The 26,594-nt window shown below is 45.3% G+C and carries 21 protein-coding genes; 7 read left to right on the top strand and 14 right to left on the bottom strand.

All coding sequences use genetic code 11. The features are described 5' to 3' along the window. Nucleotides 1-52: 52 nt before the first annotated feature. The gene (locus EXU57_RS20545) at nucleotides 53-1,828 is read right to left on the bottom strand and encodes an energy transducer TonB (protein WP_133270133.1); all 1,776 of its coding nucleotides are present in this window, start codon (nucleotides 1,826-1,828) and stop codon (nucleotides 53-55) included. A 567-nt stretch (nucleotides 1,829-2,395) separates the two neighbouring features. Between EXU57_RS20545 and EXU57_RS20540 the strand changes: the two genes are divergently transcribed. Further along, complete coding sequence (locus EXU57_RS20540) at nucleotides 2,396-3,364, top strand: sterol desaturase family protein (protein WP_133270132.1); 969 nt, start codon at nucleotides 2,396-2,398, stop codon at nucleotides 3,362-3,364. Between the two features lie 245 nt (nucleotides 3,365-3,609). Here EXU57_RS20540 and EXU57_RS20535 read toward each other — a convergent pair whose 3' ends face one another. After that, nucleotides 3,610-4,533, bottom strand: a complete 924-nt coding sequence (locus EXU57_RS20535) for an alpha/beta hydrolase (RefSeq protein WP_133270131.1) — start codon at nucleotides 4,531-4,533, stop codon at nucleotides 3,610-3,612. Between the two features lie 420 nt (nucleotides 4,534-4,953). Here EXU57_RS20535 and EXU57_RS20530 point away from each other — a divergent pair, with 420 nt between their 5' ends. Beyond that, nucleotides 4,954-5,376, top strand: a complete 423-nt coding sequence (locus EXU57_RS20530; protein ID WP_133270130.1) for a small multi-drug export protein — start codon at nucleotides 4,954-4,956, stop codon at nucleotides 5,374-5,376. 108 nt (nucleotides 5,377-5,484) lie between these two features. Here the strand turns inward: EXU57_RS20530 and EXU57_RS20525 are convergent, their stop codons facing one another. Beyond that, on the bottom strand, nucleotides 5,485-6,708 hold the full coding sequence (locus EXU57_RS20525) for an SAM-dependent methyltransferase (RefSeq protein WP_133270129.1): 1,224 nt from the start codon (nucleotides 6,706-6,708) through the stop codon (nucleotides 5,485-5,487). 188 nt (nucleotides 6,709-6,896) lie between these two features. On the opposite strand from EXU57_RS20525, the gene EXU57_RS20520 reads away from it, so the two are divergent. Further along, the gene (locus tag EXU57_RS20520) at nucleotides 6,897-7,130 is read left to right on the top strand and encodes a hypothetical protein (protein WP_133270128.1); all 234 of its coding nucleotides are present in this window, start codon (nucleotides 6,897-6,899) and stop codon (nucleotides 7,128-7,130) included. A gap of 147 nt (nucleotides 7,131-7,277) precedes the next feature. On the opposite strand, the gene EXU57_RS20515 is transcribed toward EXU57_RS20520, so the two are convergent. After that, the gene (locus tag EXU57_RS20515) at nucleotides 7,278-7,811 is read right to left on the bottom strand and encodes a hypothetical protein (RefSeq protein WP_133270127.1); all 534 of its coding nucleotides are present in this window, start codon (nucleotides 7,809-7,811) and stop codon (nucleotides 7,278-7,280) included. A gap of 450 nt (nucleotides 7,812-8,261) precedes the next feature. Here EXU57_RS20515 and EXU57_RS20510 point away from each other — a divergent pair, with 450 nt between their 5' ends. The 3 genes from EXU57_RS20510 (at nucleotide 8,262) to EXU57_RS20500 (ending at nucleotide 10,617) form a co-directional block, all read left to right on the top strand. Further along, nucleotides 8,262-9,245: a helix-turn-helix domain-containing protein gene (locus EXU57_RS20510; RefSeq protein WP_133270126.1), complete on the top strand. Its 984-nt coding sequence runs from the start codon at nucleotides 8,262-8,264 to the stop codon at nucleotides 9,243-9,245. 176 nt (nucleotides 9,246-9,421) lie between these two features. Beyond that, on the top strand, nucleotides 9,422-9,898 hold the full coding sequence (locus tag EXU57_RS20505; protein ID WP_133270125.1) for a cupin domain-containing protein: 477 nt from the start codon (nucleotides 9,422-9,424) through the stop codon (nucleotides 9,896-9,898). A 101-nt stretch (nucleotides 9,899-9,999) separates the two neighbouring features. After that, nucleotides 10,000-10,617, top strand: a complete 618-nt coding sequence (locus tag EXU57_RS20500; protein WP_133270124.1) for a YceI family protein — start codon at nucleotides 10,000-10,002, stop codon at nucleotides 10,615-10,617. Between the two features lie 332 nt (nucleotides 10,618-10,949). Here EXU57_RS20500 and EXU57_RS20495 read toward each other — a convergent pair whose 3' ends face one another. The 6 genes from EXU57_RS20495 to EXU57_RS20470 form a co-directional block, all read right to left on the bottom strand. Next, nucleotides 10,950-11,501, bottom strand: coding sequence for a cupin domain-containing protein (locus tag EXU57_RS20495; RefSeq protein WP_133270123.1), 552 nt, complete (start codon nucleotides 11,499-11,501; stop codon nucleotides 10,950-10,952). Nucleotides 11,502-11,752: 251 nt separating this feature from the next. Continuing rightward, nucleotides 11,753-13,135, bottom strand: coding sequence for a tRNA uridine-5-carboxymethylaminomethyl(34) synthesis GTPase MnmE (gene mnmE / locus EXU57_RS20490; protein ID WP_207955551.1), 1,383 nt, complete (start codon nucleotides 13,133-13,135; stop codon nucleotides 11,753-11,755). Nucleotides 13,136-13,216: 81 nt separating this feature from the next. Continuing rightward, nucleotides 13,217-14,056 carry an energy transducer TonB gene (locus tag EXU57_RS20485; protein WP_133270122.1) on the bottom strand — a complete coding sequence of 280 codons (840 nt, stop codon included), beginning with the start codon at nucleotides 14,054-14,056 and terminating at the stop codon, nucleotides 13,217-13,219. A 49-nt stretch (nucleotides 14,057-14,105) separates the two neighbouring features. Then, nucleotides 14,106-14,657 (bottom strand): ExbD/TolR family protein, encoded by a 552-nt coding sequence (locus EXU57_RS20480; protein ID WP_133270121.1) that lies wholly within the window; start codon nucleotides 14,655-14,657, stop codon nucleotides 14,106-14,108. 44 nt (nucleotides 14,658-14,701) lie between these two features. Further along, a complete protein-coding gene (locus EXU57_RS20475; RefSeq protein WP_133270120.1) occupies nucleotides 14,702-15,382 on the bottom strand; it encodes an ExbD/TolR family protein in 681 nt (226 codons plus the stop codon). Nucleotides 15,383-15,446: 64 nt separating this feature from the next. Continuing rightward, nucleotides 15,447-16,304, bottom strand: coding sequence for a MotA/TolQ/ExbB proton channel family protein (locus EXU57_RS20470; RefSeq protein WP_133270119.1), 858 nt, complete (start codon nucleotides 16,302-16,304; stop codon nucleotides 15,447-15,449). Nucleotides 16,305-17,526: 1,222 nt separating this feature from the next. On the opposite strand from EXU57_RS20470, the gene EXU57_RS20465 reads away from it, so the two are divergent. Next, nucleotides 17,527-20,055, top strand: coding sequence for a zinc-dependent metalloprotease (locus EXU57_RS20465; RefSeq protein ID WP_133270118.1), 2,529 nt, complete (start codon nucleotides 17,527-17,529; stop codon nucleotides 20,053-20,055). A 368-nt stretch (nucleotides 20,056-20,423) separates the two neighbouring features. On the opposite strand, the gene EXU57_RS20460 is transcribed toward EXU57_RS20465, so the two are convergent. From EXU57_RS20460 to EXU57_RS20445, 4 genes are all read right to left on the bottom strand, one after another. Next, entirely contained in the window at nucleotides 20,424-20,738 is a 315-nt protein-coding gene (locus tag EXU57_RS20460; RefSeq protein ID WP_133270117.1) for a DUF3467 domain-containing protein, read from the bottom strand. A gap of 105 nt (nucleotides 20,739-20,843) precedes the next feature. Continuing rightward, nucleotides 20,844-21,770, bottom strand: coding sequence for a DUF1735 domain-containing protein (locus tag EXU57_RS20455; RefSeq protein ID WP_133270116.1), 927 nt, complete (start codon nucleotides 21,768-21,770; stop codon nucleotides 20,844-20,846). A 32-nt stretch (nucleotides 21,771-21,802) separates the two neighbouring features. Then, nucleotides 21,803-23,287, bottom strand: coding sequence for a SusD/RagB family nutrient-binding outer membrane lipoprotein (locus EXU57_RS20450; RefSeq protein WP_133270115.1), 1,485 nt, complete (start codon nucleotides 23,285-23,287; stop codon nucleotides 21,803-21,805). A gap of 23 nt (nucleotides 23,288-23,310) precedes the next feature. Then, nucleotides 23,311-26,541 (bottom strand): SusC/RagA family TonB-linked outer membrane protein, encoded by a 3,231-nt coding sequence (locus EXU57_RS20445; protein ID WP_133270114.1) that lies wholly within the window; start codon nucleotides 26,539-26,541, stop codon nucleotides 23,311-23,313. Nucleotides 26,542-26,594: the final 53 nt, after the last annotated feature.

The raw sequence follows: 26,594 nt of genomic DNA, 5'->3' as shown, positions 1-26,594 counted from the left end.
TCAACAAAGATTTTTAGTTAAGCCATTCATACCTGTCAAGTGGCGACTCAAATTAAAGTGCCACCCTATTAGGGAGGGGTTTCCCTGCTTCCATTAATTCAAGCGTAGCTTGTTCAACCGTACTTTTCCCGCGTACCTGCTGCGACTTCTTCACCAGCTCTTTTTGCAAAACGATTGCCTGTAATGTATCACCCGTGGTGTATAAGAGCCGCGGCAGCACACCTTCCATATCGGCAAACTCATACAACGACCTGGCCTTTTTTGCCCATTCAACTGCTTTTTTTAAATGCTCCTGCCTGGTTGTAAAAAGGTACATGGATTGTGCACCGTGAATCAATTCAGCAGCGATAATACTTCCCTGCGGAACAAATGATATACGCCGCATATTCACAAACTTTCCCTTGTTACGGGGATCTTCCACCCTTTCTGTTGTTGCAGCGTCAAGGGACTTCATGCGGTTGACTGAATCTGTTTTAAGTACCGACGCAAGATCTGTTACCATGAGGTATCTGTCGTAATAATTCATTGCATGCGCAACATAATTCAACGTATCCTTTACTCCGAGGTAGTAATTCAACAGCTGCTTATCATAACCCTGCTGTGCTCTATCACCGGCCGCAGTGCCATAAGTTCCTTTGCTAAACCGTGCAACAGCTTCAGCCATGGATACACTTTTGGCGGTAATTGCCTGGCTTAAGGACTTACTGATAACCCGCCTGTTGATCTCTACCCTTTTTGTTTGTGGCAGGCTGTTCCATACCCTGCTAAATACCTGCCTGTTGCGGCGCATGATGGCATTCGTGGCGGAAAATATTGAAGGTGCCATACCACTAAGAAAGCTGATCGTTCTATCGGATTGAAGCGAGTCGGGTGATAACCGTCTTACATATACATCCAGTAAACTGTCGGTGTTCCAACCAAAGCTTTGGCGTCTTACAAGGTTTAATTCCATTGCCACAAAGTTTTGCGGATTGGCATTCCATTCTTCATCGAGCTCCTTTAACGTTACCCGCCCTTCGGTTTGCTTCAGGTAGGCTTTTTCAAGTTCGTTCATGTAATCACCCGGTCTTGAACTCGTTCTTGCATAGTGGCTCAGCAATTCGCTATCAGGTGAGATAAAGAAAGTACCCAGCTGACTTAAGGGGTTGTACCTTTTTATGAAGTCTGCGCGGTCTACGCTATTAAGCCCGATCTTAATAGGTATACATTTCTGCGCAACAGCATCGGCCAGCGACTTTGATGCAAAAGCAACATCAGCAGTTTCATTACACCTTTCGCATGTAGCTACTTCAAATTGTGCAAACACCATTTTGCCGGCCTCACCCGCCTCCTGGATGGCTTCTTGCAAACCAAGGTTGCGAAACGGCATTACCGGCGGACCTGGTGCAGGTGCCTTGTAAATGAAAGTATCTCTCGCAACCTGGAAGGTTATCTGTTGGATCGCTTTGTATTCAACCGCTTTTCCATCAGCAGTTGCAGGTATCCATTTAGGTCCGTTTTGAATTACCCTTGCTGCCTCCGGGCCACAGCTTTTGCAAAGTGCAGGCGTTAGTACCGGGTTTACATTGGTTACATTTCCTTCTTTGTCTACCATAAACTGCACCCGCACCAGGTAATTTCCTGGTGGTGCTTTTTCAGCATTGGCAACACCTGCATTCAGGTGCTGTTGCAGGTACTTCACCCATCCGGATGTTCCCCCGGGAAACTGCGCCTTGGTGGTTATCCTGGATGTGCTGGTATCACCTTCAGGCTTTACTGCCGAAGGCTGGGCAAAAAGCCTGTTTGAACCAATGGAAATTAACAACAAAAACAGGCCCCGTATTTTCATTCCGCATTTAATTGGTAGAAATTAAATGTAAAGAATAATTCAACAGGCTGTTGCAGGATTGGTACTACCGGTCCTAAGCCTGGTCTCCATCAGCAATCGTAATTCAAAAAACCAACGCTAGTGATTTTAAAATGTCCACATCAGGTGACTACTCCAATGCTGCAGCTTAATGGCATCTAAACAAAACTGAACACTTATCTGGCGACATACACTGCGTAAAATTCAATAAGATTGTACAATGTAATCAGCTGTTTCTGGGTACCACGTTGCACAAAGTGGCTCAACCGGTATATTAAGTAATCACTAAAAAAACAAATGCATATAGTGCTGCTTTGCGCAATGGCGACCTTTTCTACCTTCAAGTCGTAAGAAAAGCAGTCCAGTTTGTATGATCAAAAAGCATAATACCGCAGGCTCGTTTCGTAATCATTTTCATAATTAATTGATAAACTGCATTTTGGCATAATTTCTTCTGTAACTTTTGGGCGTATTGTTTTCTCCTCCGGCTTGCTGCTATAAATCATAACAGCATTACCAGGCAGATTTATCCAATGCACAAAACACCACTTGTTATTACAAAAATTATTTGGCGCTGACCCCATCTCCTTTGATTCGCTGCATACCATTGAAGCGAATGCCCCCAATATAATCGTTTGGGCGGCCCCGGTCATGTTCTTCTTTGTATTGCTTGAATGGTTTGTTGCATACCGGGAGCACCGGCAGATCTACGATAAAAAAGAAAGCTTTGGATCCATCTGCGTTGGTATTGGTAATGTGCTCATCAACCTTTTAATAAAGGTCAGCATGTTTACTTTCGTGATCTGGATTTACAATGCCCTGCCCTGGCGTATGGCACTCAATTGGTGGACGCTCATTCCCTGTTACCTAATCTTCGATCTTTGTAGTTATTGGTCGCATCGTATATCACATATGCAACGGTTCTGGTGGGCAACCCATGTTGTGCATCATAGCGCCGAGCATTACAATCTTACTGTTTCATTCCGGTTAAGCTGGGTGCAACACCTGAAACTTATCTTCTTTTTACCGGTGGCATTTATTGGTTTTCACCCCATTGTATTTTTTGTCGTCAACCAGGTAGCGGTGCTGTTTCAATTCTGGGTACATACCGAATACATCAGGAAGCTGCATCCCGCAATAGAGTACATCATAGCAACACCGTCTAATCATCGTGTGCATCATGGATCTCAGGAGAAATACATCAACAAAAATTACGGTGCAACCTTCATCTTTTGGGACAGGTTATTTGGCACTTATCAAAGAGAGGAAGAACAGGTGCATTATGGCATCACAACCAACATAAAAAATAAAGCAAACCCACTTACCATAAATTTCCACGAGTATGTTGACATGTGGCATGATTGGAAAAGCGCGAAAGGCTTCAAGCAGAAATGGTTCTATATTTTTGGCAATCCCATCGATATTGCGCGTGCGAAACATGGGCAGGAGAAGCCAGGAACAACCCAGGAATGGTCGGTCATGAACGATTTCGAGAAGGTAGCGAAAGCGAAAGGATAAAATATTTTTTGGGAACCGGCAGTAGTAATTCTGCTCATCATTGTTGTGTCACTCACTTGTACTGCATACTTCTATTCACCGCTCAACCAATTGTCAATCGCCTCTCGATACAAAGAGTTACAAATAGTGTGATCCTGACGTTAATGGGCCATTTATTTTGATGAAACAATTCGAAAATTGATCAGTCATCCTATAGCCTGTAACAGTGTTTGTGCCGCAGGTATTCACACGATTAAAGGCCATTTCTACTTTTTCTGATTTAAACTTCTCATCCATTCGATACACAGTGTGGTCCAGTTTTCCAGGCTTCCACGGCCAACAGCTAAGCCAAAACCATGACCACCTGTTGGATAAACGTGTAGTTCGCCGGTTACCCCCTTGTCTTTCATAGCCTGGAAAAATAGCAGGCTATTCTCTACGGGCACACCAGCGTCATCCATTGCATGAACCAAAAAAGTGGGAGGTGTTTCTTTCTTTACCTGTAGCTCGCTGGAGTATTTTGCTGCCAGCTCCGACGGCGGGTTTGCGCCAATCAGCCGATTGCGTGAGCCCTGGTGCATAATAGGCTTGCTCATAGAAATAACCGGGTAAACCAATATGCCAAAGTCAGGCCTTGAACTTTGCTGCTCTATGGAGTCTTTAGCTGCTTTATCGCCCTCATTAAATTGGGTCAGCATTGTTGAGGCAAGGTGCCCACCGGCTGAAAAGCCCATGATGCCGATACGATCCTTTTGAATGTTCCATTTACCCGCATTGGCCCGCACATAGCGCAAGGCACGTTTTGCATCAAGTAAAGGTGACAAGTGTTGGGTTATACTGCTTTTAGGATCGGGGAGCCGATACTTCAGTACAAATGCTGCAATCCCTTTTGCATTCAACAATTTCGCAACTTCTACACCCTCCCACTCGTAGGCCAATATCGAGTATCCGCCACCTGGGCAAATAACCACTGCCTGGCCGGATGCGTTTCTCTTAGGTGGCAGGTACACTGCAATATCCGGTATCTGAACCAGTGAAATACGGAGTATGTCGGTAGTTTCTCTGTTTTCTTTCTCACCACCGTCTTTATAGTTTGGCACCATCCCGGCTGGATAAAGCGGTATCGTTTCTTGCGCGTAAGTCAATTGTTGAAGTGCTATAAGGGTAAGTAGACTAAGCAGGTATTTCATGTAAAAAGTAAATGTCGGTGAAGAGCTCAAATATACGCGAAGCAACTTTTAACCAATCTGTGGCTTGCGATAATCCTTGACGACCTTCACCAAAATTAAATTCGCCCGCGCAGGTGTTGTCACCCGCCGACGCTGGTGTTGTCACTCGCCCATGCAGGTGTTGTCACCTGCGCTCTTCGCATTAGCCCATGCAGGTGTTGTCACCTGCGTCCTTCGCATCCGCCCATGCAGGTGTTGTCGCCTGCGTCCACCCATCGCCCGTGCAGGTATGTCACCTGCGTCCACCGATCGCCCGGGCAGGTGTTGTCACCTGCATTAGGTATCAACTCTGTCCACCTCGCCTAAGCTCGTTAAACGGGGTTTAACATAAGTGGTGCATCAAAAAGCAATAGCTTTCCGGCTTTTCAACAAACGGCATCAATGTTTTTAAAGATATTAACGGTAGCAGGCCTGGCCAGTTTCGAAATTTATGCAGCAATCCCGGCAGGTTTTGTATTTGGCTTGTCACCTTGGGTGATTTTCCTGGCCAGCGTAACGGGAGGTATTGCTGGTGTATTTGTCGCCGCTTTCCTGAGTGATAGAATTCGGAAGTTTTTTACCCGCAATCAGGTGCCAAAAGCACCAAAGCCAACCACTGGCATGGTATACCGGATATGGAACAAGTATGGAGTGATTGGCTTAGGTCTGCTCGGGACAATCACAGTAGGGGCTCCCGTAAGTCTGGCAGTGGGTATCGGATTCAAGGCGCCCTTGCAAAAACTCGTTACCTGGTGTTGTATCGGGGTTATCACCCGTTGTGTTGCCTTTACGCTGATTGGCTATTATGGACTTAAACTGTTCTAGTTCGTGCGCGAAGAAAGCAGAAAGTAAACTTCACCTACTTATAGTTCATCAGACTCCAATAACAAGGGCTTGCCTTGGTGTACAACCAATAGAAAAGTTTGCACACATTCATGACGCTTCAGGCAGCTTCAGCACTAACCGGTAAGCACCAATCATCTGGGAGTGAAAGCCTTCCGCACTTCCCCATAAGTAAAGCTGAAATATCCTGAACAACTGTTTGCCCCAGCGTCGCTCAATGATAAAACGATTGGCTTCCAGTTTTTCCGCCCAGGTTTTGGTTGTCAGGTAATAATTATGGCGATCATCCCAAACCCCTTTTAGTTGAAATGAGCTTTTTGCTACGGCTGCGAGGTATTCGTGCAGGCAAAGCAGGGAAGCATTGCCTTCAAAAACGTATTTGCCCATGAAAGAACCGTGGCCGTTTTTTACTTTATCTGCACTGGCATCGAGGTATAAACAACCTCCGGGCTTCAATAGGGCGGAGTAGTGTTTGAGCGAAGCGGCGTAGTCAGGTAAATGTTCCGTAACCCCACAATTGATTATCGCATCATAGCGTTGATGGGCGCTGTGTTCGAAAAAATGCTCCTGCAAAACTTCACAGGGAAGATTTTGCGCGTCGATAATCTTTTGCACATATTCTTTTGATCGTTCCGATATGGTCAGTGAGGTTACACGAATGCCTTTGCGGCCAGCGTGCTCAACCACCGCTCCCCAACCACTGCCAATGTCAAGAATATGGTCGCCCGGCTTTGCACCAACCGCAGCTAAAGCAAAATCGAGCTTACGGGTTTGCGCGTCTTCAAGGGCTTCATCGTCGTTCAGGAAAACAGCCTGCGAATAGGCGCGATGCCTCGTGTCGAGAAAAAGGGTAAAAAAATCGGCGTCGGTATCATAATGGCTGGAGATCCATTTTTTGTCGCTCCGCACCTGGCCGAAAAGCAGTGGTCTTACAAAGCGCCAAAGAAACCCCGCCCCACGTTTGTCGTTGAACAGTTCGCGCAAGGCCAGCGCGCCCATAATGTCGCCATTGATATCTATGCTTCCCGTGAGGTAAGCCTCTATAATGGTGGTCTGGTCAAGCGTGCTAAGGGCCGAGACCGCGTGGTCATTATTAAGTACTAAAGTAAATACCGGCCTTGATGTTCCAAACTCATGCGCAGATCCACCTTTATAGGTTAAGGCAAAGGACGGCTGTATTGAACCACGGGAGAGTTTTACGTATTGCTTTTGCAGCAAATCGATCAGGCGGAGAAACTTTTTAGACCCAACAGCGGGTGCCTGCCCAGTTGTAATTGTTACAACTTCTGCTTTACGGGTAGTAGATGGCTCCATAATTATCGCTTAAGATAATACCACTACCGGAGGATTAAAAGTGTTCATCCGACAATTTGTTCAATGGTGTATTTGTATGGCCGCGGCTTCCCTGGTGCTTGTGAAAACCGAAAGCCCAAATATTCCGGCCTCAACACTATAAACATTTGGATTTGATGATTATTTTAGATGTCCCTCAAATCTTGTCTATGAAAAAAGTACTCATGTTTGCCGGTGCAGTTACAGCTGTAATTGTTGCTTCCAGGTTTTTTGCAGATGGTGGTGGAGGTGTTAAAAACGGGCGGGTAGGTGAGCGTTCCGGAACCCGTGGAAGTAATATCGCCGGAGTCGCAGATGAATCTGGAGTAAATATTTTAAGCTCTAAAGGAGGTGGAGGGGTGGGGAATGGTTTTGAGGGTGGCGTGGAAAACCTTGTTCTTTAAGCTATCGAGCGTAGCACTTACCAAAGGGGTTTTGTTACGACTTACAAGACATCAAGGTGAGGTCTTATCCACGCTTTACCCTGCTAGCTATGTTTATCCTTTAACATGCTAAAGAATCAGCCATAATCTTGCGGGATTTGGGACTTATCAGAAACGGCCAAACTGATTGAGAGCCGTTTGAAATAGGATAGCAGCACAAGCAAAACAGCGCATTGCTATCCTGTTGCCATCTCCATTTGCAACGGTAAACGAGAGCTTCTTCTGTATGCAAAAACGCCTCAGGTCATCGATTATCTTCGTCGGAGGAAGCTGAAGGTCGCCATAGGGTGTGCCCCATGTTTGCTGGAGCCATCCCTCCCCTATTAACACGATATTTTCTCCAGCAGGAAACCGGTTGAGAACCATCTTTGCCGAGTCGGGGCCGGTGACCAATGCAAGGTTCCCAACACCATCCCGTAAGGTAACTTCAGATAAACTCTTTAGCCGGTTGGTGCCCGGCAAAAACGAAAACTTCCAGTTGTTTGCTTCGGGCCAGGTATACAGTTCCCATCCCTTCGCCGATGCGTTTACGATTAGGTGTTCAAGACCACTGATGGTAGTGTCTTCCCGGTCACGCGAACAGGCGAGGCAAAAGAGCATGCAGGATAACAGCAGGCAAATTGCGGGATAAAGAGTTTTCATATCACTAATTATATTGGTGTTCGACTTCTAAGTTTAGGCTTGTCCCCATAACACTGGGCTTCCTAAGGGCTGAAACACGGCAGCAATGGTGTGCATCAAACTTCTACTGTATTCCGATTAGTGCCTTAAAAAGAATCCTCACTTGATAATCTTCAAGCACCCCTACTGTTCACAAAAAAAGCTCTAAAGCGCGGATAGTGTTATTGATGTTGACAAACGGGAACCCGGCACCGTTGCATTGACCTGGTGAATGCAACGGCTTCTATGGTTTAAAGGATGATTGGTATCAGGATACCTGAACCTACTCGTACCCTTTGGACCACTACAATCTTAAGCTTCTCTCCATTTATGAGTTGAAAGAATGTTGGTCTACACCAACATTTCCTGTTTAACAGGCGCCCATATTTGTTGAAGCTGAGGAAGGCTCAACAATCATAACTGCTTTTAAAGATGAAAGCAGCCGTATACCACATGGTTATGCTATTGTCGGGGATTGACACAGCCATTTCCTTTGCCTGTTTACAACTAAGCCTGATTTTCCATCAGTTCAAGACTTACATAACTACCATGAAAGCCGACCTTTACGCACCAAGTTCTGCATTAAAGCCTTTTATCGACAATTATATGCTTGTTGATATCAACTGGCAGGAAATGACCACGATATCACCCGTTTGGAGATTGGTACCCTTCGGCCAGGTGTCTATGTTGTTTCTTTTTGGTGATAGCCACGAATACAACATGAAGGGACCGGATGAACCTATGTTAACTACATCCCAGGCCTTTGTGGTGGGCCAGCTTACCCAACCAATATGGCTTAAGTTTAAGGGACATACCCGGCTGTTGAAGGTACAATTTAAGCCCTCCGGCTTAAAACAATTACTGCCATTGAATATGCATGAATGTATAAATGTGGCAAGCATCGACCTCGGGGCATTCTGGGGTAGAGATGTTCACAACCTGCTAGAGCAACTTTATGAGTCATCAGACGGGGAAAAAATCAGCTTGCTAAACGCTTTTTTTGAACACCGGCTAAAACCCGACAATGGGCAAGCGCCTTATATCGAATACACCTTAAAACAACTTCAACTGAACAATGGCAGAGTTAATCTTGGTAAACTCGAAGAGAAACTAGGCATTAGCAACAGGCACCTGGAACGCCTGTTCAAAAACAATGTAGGACTTTCACCAAAAGAGATCAGTAAGATCATTCGTTTGAACTACGCTTTTCACTGTATTGAAAAGGACCCAAAGATGTCGCTTACCGAACTAGCATATGAGTCGGGTTACTACGACCAGGCGCATTTCTCCAAAGACTTCAAAACCATTACCGGTGTAAGTCCATCGAAGCTGGTGACACGAAAATCAAACGAATTATTTGTTACCCATGGTAAATGTTTTGTAAAACAAGCGCCTTTAACAAGTACAAAAAATTAAATTAAGATTGTTGTAATTAATTTTAAAAGCTCCGGAATAAATAACCCGGGGCTTTTTTTCATGTGCTCATTAGGGTTCTTTCCCATTTAGTATTATCATCAAAACAGGTCGGATTTTTACAAGTTTGAAGATGGTTTTCATTACAATTTTACATCGTAATAAAAACAATAAATCAAATGAATAATTTTCAAACTACAACAGCAACAAACATATCCGACTACCGCAATTACCAGGGCGGATACTTTAAAACATTGATTTCGCCGGAACAAACAAATGGAACAATGGCATTGGTAGATATGACACTTCCCAAAGGAGTAGAACCGCCGCCACATTGCCACACCAACGAAGATGAAACCTTTTACGTGCTGGAGGGCGCGATGACTTTCCGGGTAGGTGAAAAAACAGTGGAGGCACGCGCCGGCGATTCGGTTTTTGCACCCAGGATGGTACCCCATGAATTTATCATTAATTCCACTACAGCCCGTTTCCTTACCGTAATTACACCGGGTAAATTCCTGGAATACTTTATGGAATTCAGCTTTCCAGCTGCTGAAGAACTGAGTATTGTACCACCTCAAGGTCCTCCGCCCCCGGCGATCATTACACATATGACAAAACAATTGTCCGAGAAATACGGTGTCCTTTTTATCTAATCAAAATTCCGGTCAAAATTTAACCGGACTTCATAAGAAATCAAACAATTAATCAATTTTAATAAACTGCGCTTAGCAAAAGCCAACAATAATTACAAAAAATGAAAAAGCTATTTATTCAGACATTAACCCTGATTGTTTTACTTACAAGTTGCAAAAAAACAAACGAAAACAAAACAGAACATTATGCAATTAATACACCCAACACAGCTATTGAATGGAAGGGCTATCTATTAAGTGGCTACTTTAATAAGGGAACATTTAGTGTAGACGGTAGTGACCTTAGGGTGAAAGATGGACAGGTAACCGGTGGCTCATTTTCAATACCCATTTCATCTATAAACGTAGTTAACCTGGATGGACCACCAAAAGAACAATTAGAAAGTCATTTGAAGAGCCAGGACTTTTTCAATATTCTCTTACATCCAACTGCCAGTTTTAAGATTACCGCGGTTGAGCCATACAGCGCTACCGGACAAGATGCAGTTAGTGGAGCAAACTATCTTATCACCGGCAGGTTTACTTTACTCGGGGTGACCAAATCAATTTCGTTTCCGGGCCGGATAATCGTTGCTGCAAACACCTTGCAAGCTGAAGCTATGTTCACGATTAATCGTGTCGACTACGGAATGAGCTATGCTGCTGATCCTGCATTGGGTGAACATCATATATTACCCACAGTCGATATCCACCTCAACATCACTGCAACAAAGCAGTAAGGTTCTTAATTTTTCAACACAAGGGTGAGCATCCTGCTCACCTCTTGTGTTTATATCTTTATGAAAAACCTGCTTTCCCTGCGGCAGATGGCACAATACACTAAGTGATGACGGGCAAGCTGTTTAAGATTGCACCAAACATGAGCCTGAATGCTCAAGATCTTTATCACAGTTTGCGTTGATAAGCTTAAGCTTGTTTGCTGTGGACTGGTAGCAAGGTAAGAGGTTACTCACTTCATTAGTTTAACAATGGGCAGGAGGACAGCCCTGTTTACTACCAGATTGAAGATCCCGGCCCTTTATTCCAGCTCATGAAAACGCTCTGTTCCAGGTCAATCTAAATACTTTGCGTAAACTGATTTAAGGCCCATGATCAGGGCAACGGGCTTAAGAATGGAAAAGAGTATTATTTGAACGCTAAAAGCTGGTTTTGCCAACCTAAACTCATTGGAATACTTCTTCAGCAGTAACGCCGTTTGCAGAATATTAGGCATGCCTTCATGGTTGGTCTTTCCATCCCTTGCAAGCCCAATAGTTGTTTCGAGCAGGTATTCGGTTTGTAGTGCGGGTTGAACTTTCCAGTTTACGATAGTCTGACTATTTGAATTGTTCCACATTGAATGCACCACGTTTTCGGCAATGTGTATCGTATCGCCCGCATGCAGGACTTTTAGCTCCCCGTTTAATTTCACGTGTAATTCGCCGGATATTACCAGGAAGTCCTCCCGTTGTGCGGGATGGTAGTGCGGCTTTGGCTCAGTAGAAAATGGCCGCAAGATCGATTCCATTTCGAGTAGTTCTCCACCTGTATCAGCCCCTGTTTGAATAAACCGGATCTTCTGACCGGTTTTAGGATTCTCAATTACTTTATTCTTGTAAGCCATACTGCCAATTAAGGCTTGCAAAAAAAGCCGCACAGTTGAGAAGTGCCGATCTTATTACAGGGGACGGGCTAATCCTGTTTGAATGGCAAAAACCGGATTTGGGCGGAAGATTGCTGTATGACTGGCCAGGCATAAGAACCCGCAATAACCGGTCACAAACATTTGGAAGATGTTCTTCCTGTAGGTTGACCACAACAGTTAAGCGTACCAAGGCGACAACAGCTTTGGTTGATTAAGAGTGCTTCTGTTTGCTATTTGCCGATACAAAACTTCGAGAAGATATAATCAAGCTGGTCCTCATTGGTAACCTCGCCCGTAATTTCACCAAGGTAGTAAAGACAACGGCGGATATCCAGGGACAACAGGTCGCCACTGACTTGGTCCTGCAGTCCTTTTTCTATCTCAGCCAGCGACGTGTTCATCAGCCTAAGTGCTTCAAAATGGCGTGCGTTAGATACAATTGTGTTTTCGGTGTTCACCTCACCCCCGATTACCAGGTCAACAAGGCGCTGCTTGAGCACATCGATGCCGATATGTTTTTGTGCCGACAAGAACAGCACGTTAATGCCCGAAAACTTTAATGCAATTTCATCATGTTCAACAAGGTCGACCTTGTTGCCTGCAAGCAGCACCCGTTTACCATTTGCTTCGCTCTCCGCGAGAAAACGCAATAAGTCAGCCGCTTCAATTTCATTCACATCAAAGAGGTAGATGACCAGGTCGGCCTTCTTCATTTTCTCGAGGCTGCGTTCAATGCCGACACTTTCGATCTGATCCTCGGTATGAGCGCGTATGCCAGCAGTATCGATGAGTCTAAACAGAATGCCATCGATGTTTAAGACCTCTTCGATGGTGTCGCGGGTAGTGCCTGGTATGTGGCTGACAATGGCCCGGTTCTCATTCAATAATGTGTTTAGCAGGGTTGATTTGCCGGCATTTGGATGACCAATAATCGCCACCTGCACCCCGTTTTTGATTACGTTACCCAAGTGGAAAGAAGATATCAGTTGGGTAGTTAATCCCTGCGCATATGTGATTAAATCATAAAGCTGGCTGCGATCTGCGAATTCTACATCTTCCTGGCTAAAGTCGAGCTCTAATTCAATAAGTGCGGAAAAAGAAAGCAACTTATCGCGGAGATCCCTGAGCACCACTGAAAAGCCACCACGAACGTTATTAAGGGCCGTACGTTGGCTTGCATCCGTGTTGCTGGCAATCAGGTCAGCCACGGCCTCAGCCTGGGTTAAATCGAGTTTACCGTTCAGGAAAGCACGTTGCGTAAACTCTCCGGCTTTTGCGAGCCTTACACCCCGTGTTGTTATTGCATTAATAATTTTTTCCTGGATAAACGGGGAACCATGCGTGGATACTTCTACAACATCCTCGCCGGTATAAGAGGCCGGCGCCCTATAAAGCGATACGACTACCTGGTCAAGTACATCCGTTCCATCGTGCAGCAAGCCAACATGCAGGGTATGTCCAGGCTGCTGGGTAAGGTCCCTTGATTTAAACATTTCATTGATCGTACCGATCGCCTTGTTGCCACTTAGTCGTATAACACCAATGGCGCCTATACCCTGGGGTGTCGCCAGTGCCACAATTGTATCATCCCATCCCATTAGCTTTCCGATCATCGCGCAGTGTTTGGTGCAAGTTAAGCAGAAACAAAAAAGGCCCTCCAACGGAGGGCCTACATACTAAAAGTGTATACTTAATTATTCTTCAGCAACCTGGAAAGTAATGTGCTGAATCGCCTGGTAAATAACGTTTCTACCGTTTTGAACGGCTGGCTCCCAGGCTGGACCTCTTTTGATAACTTTAACCGCTTCAGGACCACAACTTGGACAGGCTTTTGGAACTTCAACTGCCTGAACATTACTGATGGCTCCCGTTTTATCAACAATGAACTGTACCCTTACGGTATAATTTCCTACTGGGGCACCATCATCAGATGCAACCTGTGCGTTTAGGTTTCTTTCGAGGTATTTCTGCCATGCTCCAGGTCCTCCCGGGAATTTGGCTTCTTTTTCCACTTTGGTAAACACCTTGTCGTAGTCTTCTTCCTGCTTCTTAGGCGCTTCTACAACACCAGTACCTTTAGACTCAATTGGAGGAGCAACAAGACCTTCATCTTTAGCACCTTCCTGGTTAATGGTACCAATTTTAGTGTCTTCAAGTTTTTCAACTTCCTTGATTTCATCTTCAGGTTTTACCTCCACGTCTTCAACGATCTTGGGAGGCGTAAACTTGGTGATTTCAACTTTTGGTGGTGGTGGCTTAGGGGGAGGAGGAGGAGGTGGTGGTTCTACCTTCTTTTCCTCTTTCACGTCTTCAAGCTTCACATCCTGAACGATGATCTCAGCTTTTTCCTCCGATTTACGATTTCCCAGGATTGAGCCTACAAACGCCAATATACATACGGTCATCATCACTGCGAGAGCGATACCCAACCTGCGATTGTACGTTTTCCTGAGGTCATAGGCTCCATACTCTTTATTTCTTCCTTCGAAGATAATGTCGAGTATGTCGGCGTTTAATATTTTGTTTGTCTCCATTCGCTTATTTTTTGATTAGATGCTAACTGGCTTGAATTCCATAAAGCGATTACCTGGCTGCCGAAGGACTTCCTTCGGTTAAGCGGATCAACTCATTTTCGACGTCTACGATATCCACGAGTGCATATCTTTTAATATCATTAATGAGCATTTCATCGAGGATATCTACAAGGTCCTTGTAGGTTGACTCGTCATTAGGCTTGATCACGATAACCAGGTCTTTCTCGGGAGTTCTTCTTTTCTTTTCAATGATGACATCCCGGATCTGCTTCATTGTGCTGGTCTTGAAATTGTTCTGACCAGCATCTACAGCAAGTTGACCTTCGTAATAATAAACCGTACTGTTTTTACCGATCAGCAACGTTAATGCTCCACTCTCCTTTGCCTTGTTTTGTTCATCGGGTGTAGCAGTATCATCAGGCAAAGGCAGGTTCATTGCCGTCGGCTGACTCATCGTTGTGGTAAAGATAAAAAACGTAATAAGCAGGAAACCCAGATCCACCATGGGGGTAAGGTCTACCCTGGTAGATAATTTCTTTGCTTTTTTAACCCCGGGCCCCTTCTTATGGTGACCACCGCCCGAGGTATCCATTTCTGCCATGTTGCGTAAATTTAAGGTGAAATATTATCGGTTCATTCGGCTAACTAACCTCCTGCTTCAGGGGTTGGAGCACCACCAGAGGTCTGGTATCTTTTCCAAAGATCAGTTCCTTCGGGAACCCCTTCAGGGTTTGTCACCATCTGGAACTTAAACTGAGCGTTCTTTTTAAATGCGACAACAACACTTCTGAACTGTGGATACTTAGCCAGGTTATCTCCTTTAAGGATCAGGTTAAATTTCGCACCCGTCGCGGAGTGTGCAGCTACAACATACTTCATCCAGTCAATAAGTTCGTTTTTGGCCGCAGCCGTGTCGATCGGGATACCTGGTACATCGGTAGCTTTCAGCTGGTCAGCAGGTACTTTCAAATAAGAAGGTAACTGGCTAAAGGATGATCCAAAGAAACTAACCGTTTTGAAGGCTTCAATGTCAGCAGCGGTAAGTCCAAGATTTTTCTCCTTGTTCATATCCTCCGCCATCTTCTGCTTTACTTCCGGATTGTCCAGTGAAATGAAAGCTTTACCATCCTTACTTATCGTTATCAGTGTTACATCCGTTTCAGGAGCAACCTTTGCTGATACCGAACTTGGTGTAATAACAGGTATTGCTTCCGGAGCCTTGAACTTGGTAGTCAGGATGAAAAAAGACAACAATAAGAACGCCACGTCACACATCGCCGTCATGTCAATGTTCGTACTATTCCGGCGCATTTTCGGTCTTGCCATTTTCGTATTTTAAGGTTTGATAATTAGAAACAAGAAAGCACCTTTTCCATAAACCCGATGGCGATTATTTGTAGTTCGCAGCGAAACTTTGTGTTAAAGTAAAACCGGACTCATCAATACCGTAAGTAATAGCATCGATCTTAGTAGTGAAGATGTTGTAGAAGATGATGGCGAGGGCTGAGGTACCGATACCAAGAGCCGTATTGTACAGGGCCTCGGAGATACCTTGTGATAATTTAGAAGCAGCTTCACCACCACCGCTATCACCAAGTGCGGCAAATGAACGAATCATTCCCATAACCGTTCCAAGCAGTCCCAAAAGGGTAGCTACCGAAGCGATGGTTGATAGAAATACCAGGTTTTTTTCAAGCATTGGTAATTCAAGTGCTGTAGCTTCTTCAACTTCTTTTTGAATGTTGAGTACTTTCTGATCCGTTGCAAGCTCCTGGTCAGTCATCATTTCTTTGTACTTGCGCAAACCAGCTTTCATTACATTGCCTACTGCACCTTTTTGCCTGTCGCATTCTGCAATTGCCTTGTCAACATCCCTGTTAGCAAGGTTGAACTGAACCTTACGGATGAATTCCGCGATGCTTCCTCTGCCGGATGCGCGGCTAACGGTTAACAGACGCTCAACAACGAAAGTAAGTACGGTTAACAAACAACCAATTAATAAAGGTACAATGATACCACCCTCGTAAACCCCTGCAAGAGCAGACTTAGGTCCCTGGTGACCTGGCCAAAATCCACCTGCTTTATCAGGAGAGGTGAAGTTAGAGTCAGCACCTAAAACAAAGCGCCACAGAATGTAGCCAGCGAGAATACAAGCGAATGGAGCTATCCAGGCAATCAGATTGCCCCCTTTCCTCGGTTGAACGGATGTTGATGTTTTAACTACTGCAGTTGGTTTTGTTTCAGCCATGACTCAATGGTTTTAGTTTTAGTAATTGATTAAAGTTATAATTAAAAACAGTCGATGAATAAGACACAATTCTAAGGAAATTACTTTTAAAAGACTAATAATTTTAAAAAGAAGAAACACAAGTTCGCTATTTTATCAAAGCCACCAAATCTGTGCCACCACTTGATGATTTCGAAGCACATGTAGTCGTGAAAGTTGAGATTATTGGGTTCAATCTACCATCTTTTTTTAAAGCATCTATAATAAAGTTTTATCAGATGATTGAACATAGATCCGGTATACAGATATTACCGGCCGGGGAGCAGAAATATGCGGCACAGGATGAGGTAAAGTTTTACCAGGCGAGCTCAAAATCAATCGTTAGCGTTTTTAGTAGAACATGAAAATAGCCCCCTTCATAACACCATATTTCCGTTCGAGGTTATTTAAGTTTCTTTTAATCTTAAGCTTATACGCGGTTAATATTGGCCTAGAGATGATTAATTAATACTAACTAAGCAGTGGCTGGAACCTTCAATGGTTTAAACTACGTGTACAATGCGGCCTTGAAGTACCAGGGAAGTACCCTTCATACGAAAACTTGAATACACTGCCCAACAAAGATGTGGAAGCCCGTGTACAGAACCTGCAACTCTATGGAGGTTCGTCTCATTAATGTCGAACACCTGCACTAGCCCCTAAACCTGCTGGTTTCCGTGCACAAATGCACGGACACCAGGGATACCGATGTTCATAGCAGGTACTTAGGTTCGCCGGAGCACTGCTACAGAGCCGGTGTTTTTCGTGAAACATGTGTAAGGATTGAAGCACCCGGCTGATCCATCAAAAAGAGGTTACCCGATGTCCCGCCCACCCGTAGGCTCGGACAGGCATCGGCCTTAGCCATGTGGCGGAGTGGTCGCGAAAGCCCGATCAACTACAATACAACAAAACGTACCCTAACCGCTTACCTGGCTGCCCGGGAACAACGTTGATTGTCCAAAACTAAGGTTCAATGGTAACACGGGTTCCGCACTCATGAGAATACCGTTGTGCGTAAATCAATAAAAGAACCCTTGAGCAACAAACTACCCGCAGCTAAATCTAGGATTTTAAGTTGACTTACGCGCCTTTTTGAAGGCTAACCAGCTATTGTTTCAGAAGGCTGAAGATGGCCAATTTAACTTTATGGTAATAGTGTGCGTTTAGTATCTTCACGGCAACTAATAATGTATAAACATATATGAAAAAACTTCTATTACTGTTTTTGTTGGGTGGCGTAGCAGAGGTGTCTATGGCGCAGCAAAGACCGGCTCCTTCACTACCTGCCGGGTTGCCAACTCCGGGCGGAGCCGCATCCGCTCCAAAAACAGGTCCTAAGCCTTATAAGGACGTGATCACAGATAAAGCGATCAGTCAGAAAGGCTTGTTTGCCGTGCACAAAGTTGAAGACAAATACTACTTTGAAATTCCTCAAACAGTATTCGGCAGAGAGATCATAGCAGTAACAAGGGTGAGTAAGAGTGCCACAGGAGCAGGTTATGGCGGTGAAGAAGTAAACACCCAAACGGTACGTTTTGAAAGAGGTCCTGACAACCGCGTATTTATGCGTGTAGTTACCACGGTTAACGTGGCCTCCGACTCTTCGCAACCGATTTCCATAGCGGTAAAAAACAGTAATGTTGAGCCAATAGCAGCAGCATTCGATATTAAAGCACTGGGAAGGGACAGCAATTCAGCAATCATTGATGTAACCGACTTTTTTAAAGGCGATAACCAAGTTGTTGGCCTTGATGCGAATGCAAAACGTCAGTATAGCTTGACTGCACTTGCATCCGACCGTTCCTATATCGATAAGATCTCAACTTTTCCGATCAACACCGAAATCAGAACCGTTAAAACATACAACGCTTCAGCAAGCAGCCCGTTTGCTTTACCGTCGCCATCACCATCTACAAGTTTGCCGGCTGCAAGCGCTGCGGGTGCCGTAACGCTGGAACTGAATACATCCATGCAGCTGTTACCGGCTCAACCGATGAGTCGCCGCACTTATGATCCACGGGTTGGATTTTTTGCAGATCGCTTTGTTGAGTACAATGACAACCAGCAAAATGTAGATAATACCATTTTTGCCATTCGCTGGAGGCTGGAGCCAAAAGCTGAAGATGTAGAAAAATACCTGCGTGGTGAGCTTGTAGAACCTAAAAAGCCGATTGTATATTATATTGATCCGGCAACCCCCCGGAAATGGAGGCCGTTTTTAATCCAGGGCATTAACGACTGGCAGGCAGCTTTTGAAAAAGCAGGTTGGAAAAATGCAATCGTGGGAAAAGAATGGCCTGAAAACGACCCTACAATGAGTCTTGAAGACGCACGCTTTTCCGTATTAAGGTACTTTGCTTCGGAAACCCAAAATGCATATGGTCCGCAGGTACACGATCCGCGCAGCGGCGAAATCCTCGAGAGTCACATCGGCTGGTATCACAACGTGATGAAACTGCTTCACGACTGGTATATGATCCAGGCTGGTGCGGTTGATCCACGTGCAAGAAAAATGGAATTTGACGACGACCTGATGGGTGATTTGATCCGTTTTGTATCGTCGCATGAAGTGGGCCATACCCTTGGCTTGCGCCACAACATGGGTAGCAGCAGCAAAACACCGGTTGAAAACCTCAGGAATAAAGCATGGGTTGAAGCCAATGGCCATACCGCGTCTATCATGGACTATGCACGTTTCAATTATGTTGCTCAGCCTGAAGACAACGTTAGCAGCAAAGGCCTTTATCCGCGCATAGGTGACTACGATAAATGGGCCATCGAGTGGGGTTACCGCTGGACGGGCGCAAAGAATGTAGAGGAAGACCGGAAGATTGTAAACAAATGGGTGCTCGACAGGGTTCCGAAAAACCCAAGGCTCTGGTTTGGCGGCGAAGGCTCCAACAACGATCCACGCGCACAAACAGAAGACCTTAGCGATAACAGCGCAAAGGCAAGCGAATATGGTATTCAAAACCTTAAGGTAGTTCTGAAAAACTTACCTGAATGGACGAAGAAGGAAGGAGATACTTACCGCAATCTTTCGGGCATGTATAGCCAGGTGGTAAGCCAGTTTAACCGCTATGTAAACCACGTAGCAAAATCCGTTGGCGGTATCCAGGAAACTTTTAAGAGTATTGAAGAAGAAGGAAATGTTTACGAACCTTCACCCAAGGCTTCTCAACGAGCAGCCATGTCATTCCTGGACAAACAGGTTTTCGCAACACCTACCTGGCTTGTTGATAAGGACATACTTAACAAGATAACTCAACCGGTTTCAAACGAAACGGTCCAAACTGTTCAAACCAACGCATTAAGCAGCCTGTTGAGCAATGCCCGGCTGAACCGTATGCTTATTTCGGCAAACCGCTTTGGATCCGAGGCTTACGGGGTAGACGAAATGATGACCGATCTTAAGAACAGCATTTGGTTGGAGCTTAAAACCAAAAAGGCAATTGACCCATGGCGTAGAAACCTGCAGAAAACTTATGTTGACATCGTTGCAGGCTTATTGCGGCCGTCGGTTCCAAGTACCGCAGGATTACCCGCGCAATTCGCCGCACTTTCACCCAATATTAAGAACACCGATATTCCTTCTATTGCAAGGGCATATTTAAGGATGGTTAATGCGGAGGTAATTGCTGCTATTCCCGGCACTACCGATAAACTTAGCAAGTACCATTTACAGGATGTCTCAGCAAGGATTGTCGAAGCTTTGGATCCAAATAAGTAATCTTCAACATTAGTTCAATTAAAAAGCCGGTAACATTACCGGCTTTTTTTATTGGTGGCAGTAAGAAAATCTTCCTGCAGGTAAACGTTCGATGTCTTACCTACTTTTCTTTTTTGGATGTTTAAAATAGCCGCCTTTGAACCCCTGTTGGCTGGCACTCCCGTTCGAACCGGTTCACAGGTGCAGACTTACGTATACGGCTGGAGAGCAAACCAGATGTTTCTAATTAAATCAGCTCGCCAGCTTTATGTTGTTTGGTTCGCCCGGAGTTTTAAAAAAGCTGCTTGAAAAGATGGGGTACAAGTGAGTGACACAACCGGAGTTTAATAGATAATCGGCTGCCGGCTACCAAAAAAAGGCTGATCTAATTACGCCTGCGCGCTTGGTCCGCCGAAATGCAGCGGTAATTCTACCTGTTCAAGGTCCTGGATAGTGCCGTTAGCAGCCTCGTAACGATTTACATTGTCTTCAAGCGCCTTCAGAAAGCGCTTTGCATGCATGGGTGTAAAAATGATGCGGCTCTTAACTTTACTTTTTGGTGTACCAGGCATCACGTTTACAAAGTCAATTACAAATTCTGCGTGACTATGGGTGATAATCGCGAGGTTGGCATAACTTCCTTCCGCCACTTCTTCACTTATCTCGATGTTAATCTGGTTAGCCTGTTGTTGATCCTGGGACATAAACATTTTTTTCAAAAGTAAAGAATGGAATTGATTAGTTAACCAATAAAAAAGAAGCCGCAACCGGCAAGGATTGCAGCTATAAAAACGTGACCCGAAGTACGCTTACCGGGGACCACAGTAGGTAAATGTATCGGTGGCCACCCTGTCGCCACTCCAGCCATACTTTATATAAAAGCTTTTGGTAGCAGGATCGTACCGGCTATCATAAGTTGGGTACTGCACGAAAACTGTAGTTGGAATTGTTGAGCTTATTGTAACCTTGTTCGTTTGCGGGTTAACCGTAAACCTTGGCACGACTGCCGCAAAGTACGTGAGCGAACCTGCAGTAAACAGTGGTTGACCCGGGTTCAGGTCAACGGAATTTGGCCCGGAGGTTACCAGCGCAAAACCTTCTCCACACTCGAAAACTCCCTGGGAGTTCCAGGTATACGTGCTGTAGCTTGGATGAAAGGCGCTGCCCTTTGTAGCATAATAACCATCATACCTGTTCCTGGCGCCAAATTCTATGACCAGGGCACTTTCATCCCCGGTGTTTAGTGCAGCACCTTCCACCCTGTCGATGGCGATACCCAAAGCATTTTGTTTTGCAAGGTCAAACTTCAAGGGGTTAATCATAATCGGTATGGTGGCCTTACGCTCACCCTTTTTTATGATTACGGGTTGGGTGAAATCGAGGCTCCACGCGGTAGATGTTACTGGCAGTGGCAACAAGGTTGTTCCATGTTTGGTATTGTAATCAAATACCAGTGCATCATTTTTCACCAGGTAAACTTTAATATTCTGCTTAGCCGTTTCGGTGGTATTGGTTAGTTTAACTTCGATGTTTGCAGTGAAAAATGAGTCTTTAAGTTCTGCCTCATATTTGGTATAACCTGCCATCCCATCATCGTCGTAATAATTGTTGAAGTTCACCATGGGAGCACCCTCATATGCTACATCGGGAACAGTGTTTATATCTTTCGAACAGGCTGCAAGAGCTGCAACAACGAACAGGTAAACAAAAAGTGCTTTTATTTGGATACGATACATAATAATGATATTAGTTGTGATGATGCCGTTGATTACTTATCCCACCAGACGGGTGTATTCGGGGTGTCCCCTCCCGGCATTGTTGCTACCTGACTTTGGTAGTTGGCTCCGTTTAAGGTAGGTTCATTTCCGGGATAGCCCATCCTTTTTGGTATTGCCACACCACCCGCGTCTCTTGCGGGTGCTAAGGTGGGATAGTTCAGCCGCCTCCACTCGCTCCACTCTTCCTGCCCGTTGGGGTATAACGAGATCCATTTTTGTAAACCAATCTTTCTTTTAATCCCTTCTGCATCGCCCAGACCGGTTCCGATGTTTACGCGTGGATTATTGATGTAGCTCGTAAATGCAGCAGCATCATAAACCCCCCATTGTTCCCAGCTCTGCCTTATGGCGAAATTGTATGCTGATATTTCTGTGACAGGGATCCAGCCTTTTAAGGCGGCCTCAGCTTTTACCAATTGCATCTGGGCTGCAGTAACCAGGTAACCCGGAGCATCCATAGCGGTGATCTTTGTTCCAATTCTTGAATACAAATTGTTTGAGGCCCAGGTTTGGATAGCGCCCTGGTTCCACCCAAAAGGTGCACCCCTGTATACCCCGGGGCTGGCCTGGGTTGCATATGCTGCAATCCTGCGGTCGGACAATGCGTTTAACGTATCGATGAAAACGTTACTTGGTGCGAGGTCGTCGCGTTGATCAATCTTTTCATTCCAGGGGTTACGGAAGTTCCTGTTGTTTAAAAAAGGAAACGCCGCATTTTTACTGTTATCATCAATCCATCCTGCAGGATCATTGTATGCAGCAAGAAACTGTGTTCTTGCTTTTGCCGGATCGGCATTTGAAATCCGCATTGCGAGGATCATACGGAGCGAATTTGCAAACCGTTTCCACTTCAATGGATCGCCTTTAAAAAGCAACTCGCCCTTAACCGTTGTGCTAGCCGTTTCAAACTGCTCAACCGCTTCTGTTAGTTCTTTAAAAAGGTCTGTGTAAATATCCATTTGCTTGTCGTACTTCGGAGAAACTGCGCCGGTTAAGGCTTCAGAATACGGAATATCACCCCAGCGATCCGTAACGATAGAAAAGAAGTATGCTTTCATGATGCGGGCGATCGCAATCTGGTTTTTGTTTGAGCCATTTTGCGCCGCCGCGGGTGCGGTTGAAGGGTCTGTATTAAGGTTAATGATTGCATAGCTGCTTTCCAATACTCCGCCTAAAAACAGATCTGTTGTTACAGGGCGGAGCGCATAATAGTCCGTCCAATCCGACCGCGAGATATTGTAAAGAGATGCGCCGGGATATTGTGTTTCCGAAAAATATTGAACATAAATACCGGGGGTGGCATCGGATATCGTAAGGTCACCCGCAATCTGCCGGGTAACATTGGTAAACAGTTCCGCGGTATTTGGAATCGACTTCACATTTGGATCAGGGTTGGTATTAATATCGCCGAAGTCGTACTTCTTACAGGAAGAAAACAACAGCGAAAATGCCAGGGCTGTATAGATGAATTTCATTGGAATTGTTTGACGTTGTAAAATTAGAAACCCACTTTAAGGTTAATTCCCAGCGAACGGGTGCCGGGTAACTGGCCTTGTTCACCATTTCTATCGGAAAGCTCAGACGGATCAACGGTTGGGTTTGCCTTATAGATTAGCCAGGGGTTGCGCGCAACCAACGAGATGTATGCTGATTTGATTACCTTATTTTCGCCGATGTTGAAAGTATAACCCAGGCTTACTTCGCGAAGTTTCACATAAGTAGCATCGAACACCGACAGGTCGGCAATTCCTGAAGAATTATCAGAGAACTGTTTAAAGTATGTTTTGCCATCAACATAATAATCTACCGGTTTACCGCTTTCATTTACGCCATAAACGTGTACACCTCCCCCGTTTTCTACCGGCTCCCTGACGTTTACCCCATTATCATTCAGTTCCGCAGTACGGGCCATCAAGCCGGTGTAACTGCCAAACCAGTCAGAGAGTGAAAAGAACTTACCCCCTTGCTGGAAGTCAATCGTTGCGGTTAACCGAAAATTCTTATAAGCAAACTGGTTAAAGAAGCCTCCCGTGTAATTCGGCAGAACTGTTCCAAAGTTTACGTTTGCCTGCTCCCTGAATAAACCGTCGGTACCTAAAACCGGTAAACCATTAATCTTCTGAATGCCAAAGCCCCTGAGCTGTCCCCAGGCCTCTCCTTCTACGTGTACCACAGACGGGAGAATAAGTGATGGTGGATTACCAAACGAAAGTCCCGTGGTTACAAAGCCGGGGGCAGATAAGTTGATGGTTTTTGTCTGTTCCGAGATCCGGTTAACTATAGATCTAATCCGTGACCAGTTGGCCGCGACATCCCACCTGAAGTTTCTTGTTTGTACAGGCCGCAGGTCAAGCTGGAGTTCCAGGCCCTGTCTTGTTACCTGGCCAACATTGAATGTCTTCCTGCGAAAACCACTTGCAGTGGAGATGTCGGTGGTTACAATATCATCTTTCTTTACCTCGTAGAAGTAGGTCGTGCTTAAGCCCATCCGGTCCTTAAAAAACCGGAGGTCAAGACCGGCTTCGTAAGCCGAGTTAATGGTCGGCCGCAGGTTAGGATCAACCTGGGTGTTTGGAACACCGGTATAAAAGTATTCGTTGTTATAACCGATGTTACTGGTTGTATAAGCAAAGTTTATGGCATATGGGTTAACCGCATCTGTTCCGATCCGTGCCCAGCTTGCCCTGAGTTTACCGTACGACAGTTCGGGCAGGGTTGATTTAACGAAATCAGAGAACACAAAGCTTAACCCCGCTGATGGTGTCAGGTAGCCATTATCGTTTTTAGGGAGTACGGAACTATAATCCTGGCGCAGGGTAAGGTCTGCAAACAGGAAGTCTTTGTAGCCCACTGTTGCACGTCCGAAAAAACTGAGTACTTCTTTGTCAGAATAGACTGCTGTAAGATCTGCCGGTTTTGTTGCGCTGTTGTCTATGGTAAATAAGTCGGGCACGGTTAGTCCGCCATTGGTGTTCCGTGTGGAGTCGCGGGTTCTCCACTTAAGGAAGTTCGCTCCTGCCAGTAGGTCGAGGCTGATATCGTTGAAATTCTTTTTATAGGTTGATATCAATTCGATATTCTGCTCGAAATATTTTGAGTTGTCGAGTCCATATTCCGCATAGGTGCCGGTTTGAAATCCGCCCTCTTCGATGATACTGGGCACTTTAGACTCAACTTTGGTTGTACGATAATTGAAGCGGTAGGTTCCCTTGATATCCCAGTCAGGAGCGAGCTGGTATCTCAGGCCTACATCACCCAGTAACCTGTACCTGTTTTGAACAAGGCTTCTCTGCTCAAGCCACGTGTAAGGATTATACCAGAAGTTCGCGGAATTAAACCCGGGAGTGGTATAATCGGTAATGCTTCCGGGATCGGAATGGTTCCAGGATGCGAACACTCCCGTGGGAGTTTTCAAGGTTGACAGCTCCTTTAACCGGGCCATATTCAAATCACGCTGGAACCATTGATTGAAGCTTCCGGCTGTAAAGTTTGAATAATCATCGTTGAAGTCGCCGTTGAGCTTTTCCGTTGAGTAAGTTGCATTTAGTGAAAACGAAAGTTTCTTCGTGAGATCATATCCTGTTTGAGTAGAGAAGGTGGTTTTGTTTTGCTTTGACTCGGGCAACACCCCTGTATGGATGAGGTTGGTAATTGAAAAACGGGTTGTATACCGATCGCCGCCGGATGCAAGGTTGATATTGTTGTTTACGGTTACCCCCGTGTTGAAGAACGCTCTTATGTTGTCGGGCTGAGCAACATAATTTTCGGTTTTAAAAGAATATGGACTCCCCGGGTACCAGGCATACCAGGGTATATATTCACCACCGTCGATCCTTGGTCCCCAACTTTCGTCGGCGGAATAGTTGTGGTACCTTTTTCCGTTTAACACTGACCAATCCGCCGGATTAACACCCGGAGTGTAGTTGAAAGTTTTCCATGATTCAGAATTGCCCCCACCGTAAGTATTCTGATAGTCCGGAAGCACGTTGATCCTTTCGGCAGTAGTTGTATGGTTAAACTCTACGGCTAGTTTTCTGTTCCGGGAACCTTTTTTGGTAGTGATTACGATGACTCCACCCTGTGCACGCTGACCATATAAAGCAGTTGCGTTAGGCCCTTTCAGAACAGAAACATTCGCAATGTCATCGGTATTGATATCATTTACATTGGTTACGATTGTTCCATCCACAACATAAATTGCATAAACGTCGGCAATTGCAGCGGCCCCCCTGAGTCGAACCACACCCGCATCGCCCAGCCTCGAACCCGACTGTCCGAGCACCTGCAGCCCTGCAACTTTACCGGCAAGTGCATTGGTAAGATCCGGTTCTCTGGTTTGGGTTAACCTGTCGGCGGTGACTGTTTGTGTGGCAAACGTTGTAGACTTGACTGATCTTCTCACGCCAAGTGCAGTGACTACCACCGCCGAAAGTTCGGTGTTTGAAGCGGGCAGGGTGATGGTATAAGTGTTTGCAGCCCCTACGGTAATTTCTTTTGTACTTCCACCAACATTTGTTACAACCAGGATGGCGCCTTCAATTGCCTGTATTTTGAAGACTCCATTTGCATCAGCAGCTACTCCCCCCGTTGCATTTTTAATCTTCACCGATGCATACGGTACAGGCTCACCTTTTTGATCCACTACCTTACCCGTAATCACCCTAACCTGTGAAATGGCCAGGATTGAAGACAGTAATAGCAGGAATATCATGCATAAAGCTTTTCTCATGTGCGGTACAATTTGACACCGTAAATATAAGCAATGGCCAGGTGGGTTGAGTG

It is taken from the genome of Segetibacter sp. 3557_3 (genome assembly GCF_004354985.1).
In the GTDB taxonomy this organism is placed as follows: domain Bacteria; phylum Bacteroidota; class Bacteroidia; order Chitinophagales; family Chitinophagaceae; genus Segetibacter.
The sequence above is the reverse complement of the archived record's forward strand: the minus strand, read 5'-3'. Positions and strand labels throughout refer to the sequence as shown.

What these genes read in the sequence shown, in the direction of transcription:
- EXU57_RS20545 (WP_133270133.1), bottom strand. Translation starts at nt 1,828, where the DNA reads ATGAAAATACGGGGCCTGTTTTTGTTGTTAATTTCCATTGGTTCAAAC.
- EXU57_RS20535 (WP_133270131.1), bottom strand. Translation starts at nt 4,533, where the DNA reads ATGAAATACCTGCTTAGTCTACTTACCCTTATAGCACTTCAACAATTG.
- EXU57_RS20530 (WP_133270130.1), top strand. Translation starts at nt 4,954, where the DNA reads ATGTTTTTAAAGATATTAACGGTAGCAGGCCTGGCCAGTTTCGAAATT.
- EXU57_RS20525 (WP_133270129.1), bottom strand. Translation starts at nt 6,708, where the DNA reads ATGGAGCCATCTACTACCCGTAAAGCAGAAGTTGTAACAATTACAACT.
- EXU57_RS20520 (WP_133270128.1), top strand. Translation starts at nt 6,897, where the DNA reads ATGAAAAAAGTACTCATGTTTGCCGGTGCAGTTACAGCTGTAATTGTT.
- EXU57_RS20515 (WP_133270127.1), bottom strand. Translation starts at nt 7,811, where the DNA reads ATGAAAACTCTTTATCCCGCAATTTGCCTGCTGTTATCCTGCATGCTC.
- EXU57_RS20510 (WP_133270126.1), top strand. Translation starts at nt 8,262, where the DNA reads ATGAAAGCAGCCGTATACCACATGGTTATGCTATTGTCGGGGATTGAC.
- EXU57_RS20505 (WP_133270125.1), top strand. Translation starts at nt 9,422, where the DNA reads ATGAATAATTTTCAAACTACAACAGCAACAAACATATCCGACTACCGC.
- EXU57_RS20500 (WP_133270124.1), top strand. Translation starts at nt 10,000, where the DNA reads ATGAAAAAGCTATTTATTCAGACATTAACCCTGATTGTTTTACTTACA.
- EXU57_RS20495 (WP_133270123.1), bottom strand. Translation starts at nt 11,501, where the DNA reads ATGGCTTACAAGAATAAAGTAATTGAGAATCCTAAAACCGGTCAGAAG.
- mnmE (WP_207955551.1), bottom strand. Translation starts at nt 13,135, where the DNA reads ATGATCGGAAAGCTAATGGGATGGGATGATACAATTGTGGCACTGGCG.
- EXU57_RS20485 (WP_133270122.1), bottom strand. Translation starts at nt 14,056, where the DNA reads ATGGAGACAAACAAAATATTAAACGCCGACATACTCGACATTATCTTC.
- EXU57_RS20480 (WP_133270121.1), bottom strand. Translation starts at nt 14,657, where the DNA reads ATGGCAGAAATGGATACCTCGGGCGGTGGTCACCATAAGAAGGGGCCC.
- EXU57_RS20475 (WP_133270120.1), bottom strand. Translation starts at nt 15,382, where the DNA reads ATGGCAAGACCGAAAATGCGCCGGAATAGTACGAACATTGACATGACG.
- EXU57_RS20470 (WP_133270119.1), bottom strand. Translation starts at nt 16,304, where the DNA reads ATGGCTGAAACAAAACCAACTGCAGTAGTTAAAACATCAACATCCGTT.
- EXU57_RS20465 (WP_133270118.1), top strand. Translation starts at nt 17,527, where the DNA reads ATGAAAAAACTTCTATTACTGTTTTTGTTGGGTGGCGTAGCAGAGGTG.
- EXU57_RS20460 (WP_133270117.1), bottom strand. Translation starts at nt 20,738, where the DNA reads ATGTCCCAGGATCAACAACAGGCTAACCAGATTAACATCGAGATAAGT.
- EXU57_RS20455 (WP_133270116.1), bottom strand. Translation starts at nt 21,770, where the DNA reads ATGTATCGTATCCAAATAAAAGCACTTTTTGTTTACCTGTTCGTTGTT.
- EXU57_RS20450 (WP_133270115.1), bottom strand. Translation starts at nt 23,287, where the DNA reads ATGAAATTCATCTATACAGCCCTGGCATTTTCGCTGTTGTTTTCTTCC.
- EXU57_RS20445 (WP_133270114.1), bottom strand. Translation starts at nt 26,541, where the DNA reads ATGAGAAAAGCTTTATGCATGATATTCCTGCTATTACTGTCTTCAATC.